Source organism: Paenibacillus taihuensis (assembly GCF_003386535.1).
Lineage (GTDB): Bacteria > Bacillota > Bacilli > Paenibacillales > Paenibacillaceae > Paenibacillus_Z > Paenibacillus_Z taihuensis.
On record NZ_QTTN01000074.1, the window covers coordinates 1 to 11,546 of the forward strand.

Genomic DNA, 11,546 nt, shown 5'->3' on the forward strand with positions numbered 1-11,546 from the left:
GGTTGCCGTTCATGTTTGTAGACATTTCCTGCGCTCAAGAGACGATGAACCCCCGTCTGATGTTGAAGCACTGATTCGAAGAAACGTTTTGCCGATTCGCCCGATTCGACCAGGGCAGCAGAATACGCGCAAAACACGCTATAAATCATCTGTAAGCTTCGTCTACAGAGTAGCATAAATCGGTTCGAATGAACATTTTTTAAGCGGATTGTCTATCCGCTTGTTTGCTGTACACTTTTTTCAGACTGCACCAAAAAAACAAACGGCACAGGGGTTTCCCTCATGCCATTTTGGATTCCATTTCTATTCTCGGTCAATGTCATTGAGTTAACTTAATGACATTGTCCATTTCGGGAGCCCTATTTTTCATTCAACATGTACATACAAGTTGCTCTAATGCTATACTGAGAGGAGCAGTTAAGTGAACGAGGGGACGAACAGATGAAAGAGAAACAGCTGCCAAAGTACGTACAGCTTAAGAACGAGATTACGGATTGGATCGATCAAGGCAAGCTCCAGCCTGACGAACAGATGCCGTCCGAGAACGAGATTGCCGAGCAGTTCGGGATGAGCAGGCAGACGGTGCGGCAAGCGCTGGGCGAGCTGGAGCAGGAAGGCCGTTTGTACAGAATGCAGGGGAAGGGCACCTTCGTTGCGAAGCCAAAAGAGGAGCAGGTTGTGGAAGCGCGGACGATCGGCTTAGTCACGACATACATCTCCGATTACATCTTCCCGCATATCGTGCGAGGGGCAGAAGCGACGGTTCGGGCCAAAGGCTACAGCCTGCTGCTCTCCAGCACGGACAACGATAAGAGCAAGGAACGAGAAAGCCTCTCGATGCTGACCAGCCAGCCGCTGAGCGGTTTGATCATCGAGCCGACCAAGAGTGCGGAGGGCAATCCGAACTTGGCATATTTCTTGGCGCTTAGTAACAAGCGAATTCCGTACGTGATGATTAACGCGAGATATCCGGAGATTAGCTGCCCTTCGCTCGTCATCGACGACGAAGCGGGCGGCTATATCGCTGCGGAGCATCTGCTGCAGCTGGGCCACCGGCATATCGCAGGGTTCTTCAAGACAGACGATCTGCAAGGCGTTCTTCGTCTGAAAGGCTTCATGCGCGCGCATCAGCAGCAGAGCACGGAGCTGCAGCCGGACTTCGTCGTTCCTTACCGAACGGAGGAGAAAGCAGGGAGAGCCATCGAAATCGCCGAGGAGCTGCTTGCTCGCCCAGAAGGCAAGCGTCCAACAGCGCTAGTCTGTTACAACGATGAGCTCGCGCTGCGGCTGCTTGAAGTCATTCGCAAAGCAGGCTTATCCGTTCCGCAGGATGTATCGATTGTCGGGTTTGACGATTCCTGGCTGGCGACGGCAACCGAGGTGAAGCTGACGACAATGGCTCACCCGAAGATGGCCATGGGCGAGGATGCCGCGCAAATGCTGTTTGAGCTTATCGAGAGCGGCGGGAGTCCCGTCCCGGACTCCAAAGTGTATACGCCGGAGCTGGTTGTCCGGGAATCGACCGCACAGAGGTCGTCATGACAAGTTCGGCATTTGAGTAAATAGTTGTGGAAAATTTGTACGTACAAGTTTATACTTTTGATAGTGCATGAATCACGAGAGGATGAACCAACGTGCTGGAACGATTAAAGCAGGAAGTGCTTGAGGCTAATCTGGATTTGCCCAAGTACAACCTCGTTACGTTTACTTGGGGGAATGTCAGCGGCATCGATCGAGAGAGAGGCCTCGTCGTCATTAAGCCAAGCGGTGTGCCTTACGAGAAGCTGAAGCTCGAAGACCTTGTCGTCGTCGATCTTGCGGGAAACAAGGTGGAAGGGGAATTGAAGCCATCCTCGGACACGCCGACGCATCTTGTGTTGTACCGAGCATTTGCGCATATCGGCGGTATTGTACATACGCATTCGCCTTGGGCGACAAGCTGGGCGCAGGCGAGCAGGCCGATTCCGGCGCTGGGCACGACACATGCGGATTACTTCTACGGCGAAATTCCGGTTACGCGCCAGATGACCCGCGAGGAGATCGAGAACGGCTACGAGCTGGAGACGGGCAACGTTATCGTTGAGACATTCAAGGATCGCGATCCGTCGCAGGTGCCGAGCGTGCTCGTGAACAGCCATGCGCCGTTCAACTGGGGCAAAGATCCTCATGAAGCGGTTCATAATGCAGTTGTGCTTGAGGAAGTTGCCAAGATGGCACTTCATACGTATGCGCTCAACCCTGGCATCGGTTCGATGGATCAGGCGCTGCTCGACAAACATTTTCTAAGGAAACATGGTGCAAGCGCGTATTACGGGCAGACGAAGTAGCACGTTATTCAAGGTCCTATCATTTTACGCTATGGAGGTATTCTTCTCATGAGTCTCGACGTGAAAAACGCGATTATGAACGGCAAGACAGTACTTGGCATTGAATTTGGTTCCACCCGGATTAAAGCGGTGCTCATCAGCAGTGACCACACACCTATCGCAATCGGCAGCCATGACTGGGAGAATAGCTACGTTAATCAGATCTGGACTTATAGCTTAGAGGATATCTGGAAGGGCTTACAGGACAGCTACGCGAAAATGGCGAGCGACGTGAAGGCGAAATACGGCGTAACCCTGCAGTCGGTCGGGGCAATTGGGTTCAGCGGCATGATGCATGGCTACATGGCTTTCGACGAGGCAGGTGAACTGCTCACGCCGTTCCGTACTTGGCGCAACAATATTACCGAGCAAGCTTCGGCAGTGCTGAGCGAGAAGTTTAACTTCCATATTCCGCAGCGCTGGAGCATTGCGCACCTGTATCAGTCGATTCTGAACAAGGAAGAGCATGTGGCAGGCATTCATTTCATGACCACGCTCGCTGGCTACATCCATTGGAAGCTGACAGGGCAAAAGGTGCTCGGCGTTGGCGAAGCATCCGGCGTATTCCCGATCGACATTCATACGAAGAGCTACAGTGAAACGATGGTATCGGAGTTCAATACGTTAGTTGCCTCCGAGAACCTTCCTTGGAAGCTGGAAAATATTCTGCCGACTGTACTCGTTGCAGGTGAAGGCGCAGGTACGCTTACAGAAGAAGGAGCGAAGCTTCTCGATGTAAGCGGCGATCTGCAGGCCGGCATTCCGCTTTGTCCGCCTGAAGGCGATGCGGGCACAGGGATGGTCGCTACGAATAGCGTTGAGCAGCGCACAGGTAACGTCTCTGCGGGTACGTCTGTTTTTGCAATGGTCGTTCTGGAGAAGGAATTGTCCAAAGCTTATGAGGAGATCGACCTTGTGACGACGCCTTCGGGCAGCCTTGTCGCAATGGCGCACTCCAACAACTGCTCCTCGGACTTGAATGAATGGGTCGGCTTGTTCGGCCAATTTGCGCAAGCGATGGGAATGGATGTTTCGGCAGATAACCTATACGGCACACTGTACAACCTGGCATTGCAAGGCGATGCGGACTGCGGCGGATTGCTTGCTTACGGCTACCTCTCCGGCGAGCATATGACGCATTTTGAAGAAGGCCGTCCTTTATTCGTTCGTTCCTCGGACAGCAACTTTAACTTGGCGAATTTCATGCGCGTTCATTTGTTCACGGCGCTCGGCGCGCTTAAGATCGGCATGGATATTCTGCTCAAGCAAGAAGGCGTGAAGCTGGATGAGATTCTCGGCCACGGCGGCTTGTTCAAGACGGCAGGCGTAGGTCAGAAGATTATGGCCGGTGCGCTGAATACGCCGGTATCCGTCATGGAGACAGCAGGAGAGGGCGGAGCATGGGGTATCGCTTTGCTTGCCGCGTACATGATTGGCAAATCCGATCATGAAACGTTGGAGAAGTACTTGAACGAGCGCGTATTTGCGGGTAAAGCAGGTGCGAGCATTTCGCCGGACCCGAAGGATGCAGCGGGCTTCGAAGCATTCATGGAGCGATATATCAAAGGACTCGCGATCGAAAGAGCTGCAGTAAATAATTTCAATTAATTCATTATACATTCATTCCATATAAATTCATTCTCTGGAAGGGGTAATTACAATGTTGAACGTAAAGCCTTATGAGTTTTGGTTTTTGACAGGGAGCCAGCATCTTTATGGCCCCGAAACGCTGCTCGAAGTCGAAGACCATTCGAAAGAAATGGTAGCAGGACTTAATTCGGACTCATCCATCTCTTACAAAATCGTGTTCAAGGCGCTTCTGACCACACCTGAAGATATTCGGAATACGTTGATTCAGGCGAACAGCGATGAGCATTGCGCGGGCGTCATCACTTGGATGCACACATTCTCTCCTTCGAAAATGTGGATCGGCGGACTGTCGCAGCTGAACAAGCCGCATTTGCATTTTGCATCGCAGTATAACCGGGAAATCCCTTGGAATTCGATCGATATGGATTTCATGAACACGAACCAAGCCGCACATGGCGACCGCGAGCATGGCTTCATCGGCACGCGTATGGGCCGCTCGCGCAAAGTGGTGTTCGGCCATTGGGAGAATCAAGCGGTTCGCGCGCAAATCGGCGGCTGGCAGCGGACAGCAGTTGCTTACTGCGAGAGCAAGACGCTCAAGGTCGCTCGTTTCGGCGATAACATGAGACAGGTCGCGGTGACGGAAGGCGATAAGGTAGAGGCGGAAATTCGTTTCGGCTGGTCGGTTAACACGTATGGCGTTGGCGATCTGGTGCAGCGTGTAAACGCGGTATCGCAAGAAGCGGTTGATCAGCTTGTTGCCGATTACAAGGAGCAATATACGCTGGTGGCGGACACCGTGGAGAAGCAGAATTCGATCGCGTACCAAGCACGGCTTGAGATTGGCATGCGGAGCTTCCTTGAAGAGGGCGGTTTCACTGCATTCACGACGACTTTTGAAGACCTGCATGGGCTGGAACAGCTGCCGGGCTTGGCGGTACAACGTCTGATGGCAGACGGCTACGGCTTCGGCGGCGAAGGCGACTGGAAGACATCCGCTCTCGTGAGACTGATGAAGATCATGGCGGACGGCAAAGGCACTTCATTCATGGAGGATTACACGTATCATCTGGAGCCGGGCAATGAGCTGGTGCTTGGTGCGCATATGCTCGAGATTTGCCCGACGATTGCGGACGGCAAGCCGCGCATCGAGGTTCATCCGCTCGGAATCGGCGGCAAAGCGGATCCAGCGCGTATGGTATTCAACGGCCGGAGCGGTGCGGCTATCAACGCAAGCATCGTCGATCTCGGCCATCGTTTCCGATTGCTCATCAATAATGTGAATGCGGTGGAAGTAGCGGAAGCGATGCCGAAGCTGCCCGTCGCGCGCGTGCTGTGGCAGGTGCAGCCGAACTTGAAGGATGGCGTCGAGGCGTGGATCCTCGCAGGCGGCGCGCATCATACGGGTTTCTCGTACGAGGTTTCCGCCGAGCAAATGATCGATTTCGCGGAGATGTTCGGCATTGAAGCCGTTGTCATCGACGATCGGACCGATCGGATCAGCTTCCCGAATCAGCTTCGTCTGAGCCAAGCGGCGTGGAGAGTTTAAGCGTTTAGAGTGGAGCGATACCGCGCCAGAATAAGGGAAGCCCATCTTCTTGTTGAAGATGGGCTTCTTTGTTGATTCCGATGGTTCTGTTATCGTAAAGCGGAATACTTGCACCTCTCACCGCCATAGAGGCAGGCTATGTTGGATAAATCCAACGTAAAAAGGCGAATTGACGGGAAATCGGTTGCTATGTTGGAAAAATCCACTCATCTGAGCTCGAAACGGCCGATTTTGGCCCATTCCGAATAAAATGAGTGGATAAATCCAATATAGCTATTTGAATGTCCTAGAATCTGGAGATTGGAGTGGATAAATCCAATATAGCTCGCTGAGGAGCGGTGTGATGCGATATCCCCTTTATCGGCTAACCGAGGATAGGGGAGCGCCATGTTTACTTCAAGAAACCATCCTTGAAAATTTTCAGCAACTATTCAAGCGTCGTTGGATCGCTATAGGTGGATGCTTCTGTATCGATCTCGATCACATGGTTGTTTTTAACGGCTGGGATGTTCTTCCACGTATCGGTCTTCATGAAGGAGTTGTCGCCTGACGAGCTTCTGCTTAGCACGATGAAATCGCCAGCATAATCCTTCAGTACCTCAGGGGACAGCGTGTAGTAGCCTGGTCCAAGAGCATCAGTCTTCACTTTCTCCGGCATGTTCAGCCCCATGCTTTGGTACAGCAGCTCCGTTCCGCGAGCCCAAGCATTGCCGAATACGTAGAAGCTCTTAGAATCCGTCTCGTATACGGAAACCGTTGCGTTCTCGCCAATCTTCGCCTTGATTTCTTTGCCGGCTTCAGCCGCGCGTTGTTTGAAATCGTCTACCCATGCTTGCGCTTCGTCGCCTTTGCCGATGAGCTTGCCAATCGCGGCCTGCTGCGACAAGTAATCCAGCTTGCCCCAAGTGAAAGCGACCGTTGGTGCGATTTCTTTCAGCTTGTCGAGGTTTTTGCTGCTCGCGTCCGTGATGATCAGCTCCGGATTCGCCTCGACGATTTTCTCCAGGTTATCTTCGGATACAACCGGTACACCAGTCAGCTTCTCCGTGAACAGCGGATTCTTCGACGTCCACTCATCGACTCCAACTAGCGTGCCGTTCAGCGAGAGAACATTAGGTGCATTCGTCAGAGCGACGATCCGCACGGGGTGAGCAGGTACTTCGACAGGACCGAGCTCGGATTCATAGGTAACCTTGGCTGAGTCGGAGCCCGATGCAGTGGAAGCTGCGTCGTTCGAGCTTGCGTTGGCGTTAGCATCAGCTGATGCGTTCGAAGTAGTTGCATTTGTAGTTGTTTCGTTCTTTGCAGCGTTGTTCGTAGATGCCGTTCCGTTATTCTCGTTCTTGCTGCCGCATGCGCTGATGGCGATGCACAAGACGAAGATAAGCGGAAGTAAAAGAATTTTACTCATAATGACTAACAACAAAATGAAAATGATTATCAATATCAATAAATACCACTATAGATTCAATCGCCTAAACTGTCAACAGTTAGCAATAAAGTTCGATAATTTTGGGGCAAAAAAAGACGAAGCCCACGTCACACTTGTGCTTCGTCCCATCTTCGTTATGCAAAGTTATAAGTGCTAAATCTTATCGCGTTTCGTACGCTCGTCCACACATCGAGGCTTTCTCCGCCCATATACCAGTAGCTGTAGCCTGCAACGCCGTGCATTTCGCCTAGGCTGATCTTCAATGATAAGGATCGTCCATCTTCAATCCACATTTGCTTAGGTATCGTTAAATCGTAATAGCCACCGTAGTATTGGCCCAGTTGATCGTCCCATAGCAGCTTGATGTTGTTCGCTGCAACGAGCTGATTTTGCTGGACGAGGGTTATATCCTGCGATAGCAGCGACCCATCTGAATTGACGGTCCAATTGCGCGTATAAAGCGGCAGCGCAAGGATGACTTTATTCGCAGGAGCCTGTGCCAGCAGGTTCTCGACCCCGCGGCGCAGCCATGGCAGAGAAGAGACAGATCCGGCTTCTGGAGCGCCGCTCCAATGCTCGTCATAGCCCATCAGGACGATATAATCCGATTGTTTCGCCAGGGCTGCATAATCGAACACATCGGTCCAATCGGTGCCGCTGTCGGGCGAGACATTGACTGACAGCACGGCCGGAATGGATTTCAACGCATCATGCAGCTCTTTAATGAAAGTCGTGAAGTCGTTGCGATCTGCTGGCATCATGTTCTCGAAATCAATATTGAGTCCATCAATGTGATTCGTAAGAAAACGGTCGGCCAATTGCCGCACGAACGCTTGCCTTAGTGTTGAGCTGCTTAGCATCGTATGTGTGGCGGTTGGATCGGAGTGATTGCCGACCATCGCCCACACTTTCTTACCTTGATTATGTGCCCATGTTAAGAGGGATGCATCCATACGGTCTTCGACTGTTCCGGTATTACTTAAGTAATACCAAATCGGGGATAATGTATTTACCTCTGATTGGGCAACCTGCTGTTCGAACTGCTTGGTCGTCTGTCCGTACTGCCAGCCAAGCTGAATTCGCGAAGGCTGTGAGGCTTGCAATTGGGACGTCCATCGCGTCCATGCCCGGTTCAGAAGGACTGCAGCTTCCTGCCTTGTGATGAGATCCTTCGGATGGAATTGGCCGTCATTACCTGCGACAAGTCCGATCTGAGACAGCCGGTATACGGATGCCTGCGCCCAAGCGCTGATCTCGTCCTGATCCTGGAACAGCTTATCCGGCGAGCTCTGCGAGCCATCTATGGGTTGCTTCAAGGCACGGGCGAGAATAACTGCAGCTTCCTCGCGGGTAACCGACCGGGCCGGCTCGAACTGAACTGCCGCGGTACCTTTGGCAATGTTCAATTGCGCGGCGGGCTGTATCCATTCGTAAAACCAGGCCGAGCCCGGTACGTCGGCGAAGGTTGGAAGCGGGCTAGCGACAGGCTTAACGCCGAGCAATCGGTCGATCATCGTTATAAATTCCGCACGCGTGATCGGTTTGAGCGGGGCGAACTTGCGATCTCCCATCCCGTTCATAATTTGCAGCTTCGTCATATTTAGAATCGCGGCTTGCGCGTAATTGGGGCGTATATCGTCATACGGTAGCGAGCTTGCAGCTCCCGCATAAGTAGTATGCGGTATCAACGTTAGTGCGATACCCATACAGATTATTATTTGAATAACCGCTAACCGGCTCCATTTGCATTTGTCTATGTTCAGCATTTCACATAAACTCACCTTTCTATGAGTAGCGTAGCTTCTAATGGTAATCAATTCGAAGCGGAAAACCTAGTTTAAATTATTGGTATTGCCCTAACTACTGACATCTGGTAAGATAATCAGGACTTATTAAAACGATTTAAAAAGTGCTGATAAAAGTAATGATACTTATAAAAATAGAGGGGCTTTAAACGATGACAAATGAGCTTAAGACGCCAAAAGAGGCTAAAGAGCGATTAATTTACCGGATTCGTGCCGGACTCATTATGATGGGCAGTGCAACGAAGGCAGAGCTCAGTCAGCGGCTTGGCATCAGCTTCCCGACAATCAGCAAGTTTATCTCACAGATGGAGCAGGATGGCGAAATCCGCTATACAGGCGACGATGATTCCAGCGGCGGCAGAAGGGCGAAACGGTATTCCTATGATCCGGAGTACATGCTCGGTCTTGCTATTTTTGTGGAGAAGGACGAGACGAAGTTCTCAATCTTTAATTGCATCGGAGACATTATCGAGCAGGGAACTGATCCCAGTGTGCTGCAGCACGATCCGGGGCAGCTGGCTGATCTGATTGAGGATTTGATCGAGAAATATCCCAAGCTTCGTTCGATCGCGATTGGAGTTCCGGGCGCCGTAGACAATGGCAAAGTCATCTATATCCCGCCGTATAAGCAATTCCAGGACTACGATTTGAAGGAAGAGTTTGAAGCGAAGTTCCAAATTCCGGTAGTCGTCGAAAATGATATGAATGCGTCGGTGCTGGGGTATGCGTCGAATTTCGAGCTTGAGAATGAATCGCTTGTTTATTTGTATTTCGGTCAATATGGACCTGGTTCCGGCATTATGATTAACGGCGATGTTGTTCGGGGCAATACGTTCTTCTCCGGCGAGATTTCGCTCGTTCCGCAGTACGATAACCAGAACTTGGTGCAAGCGCTGCAGGGGGATGAACCTCATAAGCGGATCGTGCTCGCTGGAGACAAACAGATTGATGCGGTCGCGCGCTTAGTCGGAACGCTAGGTGCGATTATCAACCCTCATGCGGTTATTTTCAATGATGACGAGGTTGATGAAGAGATTTTGGCGAGGATTAAAGAACGCAGTGCAGCTTATATCCCGCAGAAGCATCTGCCTACGCTCATTATGAGCAGTTGGAGAGACGACTACTTGTCAGGCTTGCAGCATTTGGCACTGAATGTAATGATCACGGAATGCTGTTAGGAGCGTGCGGTTTAGCATGGCAACAATCATTTTAGTTATTATTTATTTGGCTTTCATTAGCCTTGGCATACCGGACCCGCTGCTTGGTTCAGCATGGCCTGCTATGCAGCCTGACCTGAACGCTTCGTTCGGCTTCGCGGGGATTCTGTCGATGGTGATTGCAGGTGGAACCATCGTTTCCAGCCTGGCAAGCGGAACCCTCATTGGGCGCATCGGCACGGGGCGAATAACGCTAATCAGCTGCTGCATGACGGCAGGGGCGCTGCTAGGCTTCTCGGTTGCACCTTCAACCATCTGGCTAATTTTGCTCGCAATCCCGCTTGGACTAGGCGGAGGCGCAATTGATGCGTCTCTGAATCATTACGTCGCGGAGAATTATAAGGCGCATCACATGAACTGGCTGCACTGCTTCTGGGGCGTAGGCGCGACGATTGGCCCTATTATTATCAGCTTTTTTATTTCTCAGCATCATTCCTGGAGAAGCGGTTATTCCGCGGTTTCGATCATCCAGTTCTCGCTTGCCGTGATATTGCTCGTTACGCTTCCTTTGTGGAAGAAGGCCGCGGCAAGTAGGGGAGATGCATCTCACGAGGACGCCGCTGCTGCTGAGGATGTTCAGTCAACAGTGGAAGGCAATACAGTGAGGTTGTTTCAGATTAAAGGCGTCAAGCCTACACTTATCGCTTTCTTGTTCTATTGCGGTGTTGAAGCCACCGTTGGATTGTGGGGAGCGAGTTACCTGGTTGGCGAGAGGGGAATTACAGCCGAGAAGGCCGCAGGATGGATTTCGCTCTATTACGGCGGAATTACGGCTGGAAGGTTTATTACCGGATTCTTTGCGATGAAAATTCATAATCGGATACTCATTCGCTGGGGTCAAGTCATTGCGATTGTTGGCGGCCTCTTGCTGCTGCTGCCTGTAACCGGTATCTACCTAGCAGGGCTGATTCTAATCGGACTGGGTCTTGCCCCGATCTATCCGGGACTGATACATGAAACGCCGGCACGCTTCGGACGCGAAAACTCCGCCAAGCTCATCGGTTTCCAAATGGCGACAGCCTACACCGGAATCACGATTCTTCCGCCGCTGTTTGGCGTCATTGCTGGACAGACCAGCATTGTCATATTCCCGTTCATTGTCGTCGCATTCTTGGTAATCATGCTGGCAAGTGTGGAGGAGGTGAACAGCTTACTGAAACCGCAACAACGGAACTCATCTCAATAATAAATAAAATACTAATAAGAGGCGGATCTCCTGTTTGAGGGGATCCGCCTTTTGTGCGCTTGGCAGCGCAATCGACTAAGGAGTGAAAGTCTCTAGCACACCGCGAGGTGGCGGAAGTGCATAGCTGACGCATAGTGCTTTGTCCGCGAGGAGAGGTGCGGAGGATGCGAAGGCAAAACCCGGAACAGGCGGCATACCAAGTTGGCTGACAGAGCCGGATAACCCTGCAAAAGAAGGGGAGGTCCAATACCACCAGTGGCTCTGGAAGTTAGGAGGACTGGTTTCGGGGGAAAGTCGGTTGACGTGACCCAAGGAGATCTCATCGTCTCCGCTAAGAAGCGGTAACCCTTGTTCGAAACCGTGACGGTTAAGGCGAGGTTATGGAGGGTGAGAAGTCAGAC

Annotated in this window: 8 protein-coding genes; 6 read left to right on the forward strand and 2 right to left on the reverse strand. The window is 51.6% G+C overall.

The genetic code is table 11. From position 1 onward, the window contains the following. The first annotated feature begins 441 nt into the window (after window positions 1-441). The 4 genes from A8990_RS30850 to araA all read left to right on the forward strand — a co-directional run bounded on the left by A8990_RS30850 (window position 442) and on the right by araA (window position 5,505). Entirely contained in the window at window positions 442-1,542 is a 1,101-nt protein-coding gene (locus tag A8990_RS30850; protein WP_116192850.1) for a GntR family transcriptional regulator, read from the forward strand. A gap of 92 nt (window positions 1,543-1,634) precedes the next feature. Beyond that, window positions 1,635-2,327: an L-ribulose-5-phosphate 4-epimerase gene (gene araD / locus A8990_RS30855; protein ID WP_116192851.1), complete on the forward strand. Its 693-nt coding sequence runs from the start codon at window positions 1,635-1,637 to the stop codon at window positions 2,325-2,327. Window positions 2,328-2,375: 48 nt separating this feature from the next. Next, entirely contained in the window at window positions 2,376-3,974 is a 1,599-nt protein-coding gene (locus A8990_RS30860; RefSeq protein WP_116192852.1) for a xylulokinase, read from the forward strand. Between the two features lie 52 nt (window positions 3,975-4,026). After that, window positions 4,027-5,505, forward strand: coding sequence for an L-arabinose isomerase (gene araA / locus A8990_RS30865; RefSeq protein WP_116192853.1), 1,479 nt, complete (start codon window positions 4,027-4,029; stop codon window positions 5,503-5,505). Between the two features lie 427 nt (window positions 5,506-5,932). On the opposite strand, the gene A8990_RS30870 is transcribed toward araA, so the two are convergent. Continuing rightward, the gene (locus tag A8990_RS30870) at window positions 5,933-6,916 is read right to left on the reverse strand and encodes an iron-hydroxamate ABC transporter substrate-binding protein (protein ID WP_116192857.1); all 984 of its coding nucleotides are present in this window, start codon (window positions 6,914-6,916) and stop codon (window positions 5,933-5,935) included. A gap of 155 nt (window positions 6,917-7,071) precedes the next feature. Further along, window positions 7,072-8,703, reverse strand: a complete 1,632-nt coding sequence (locus A8990_RS30875; protein WP_116192854.1) for an S-layer homology domain-containing protein — start codon at window positions 8,701-8,703, stop codon at window positions 7,072-7,074. Between the two features lie 191 nt (window positions 8,704-8,894). Between A8990_RS30875 and A8990_RS30880 the strand changes: the two genes are divergently transcribed. Continuing rightward, the gene (locus A8990_RS30880; protein WP_116192855.1) at window positions 8,895-9,920 is read left to right on the forward strand and encodes an ROK family transcriptional regulator; all 1,026 of its coding nucleotides are present in this window, start codon (window positions 8,895-8,897) and stop codon (window positions 9,918-9,920) included. 16 nt (window positions 9,921-9,936) lie between these two features. Then, complete coding sequence (locus A8990_RS30885) at window positions 9,937-11,145, forward strand: MFS transporter (protein WP_116192856.1); 1,209 nt, start codon at window positions 9,937-9,939, stop codon at window positions 11,143-11,145. Window positions 11,146-11,546: the final 401 nt, after the last annotated feature.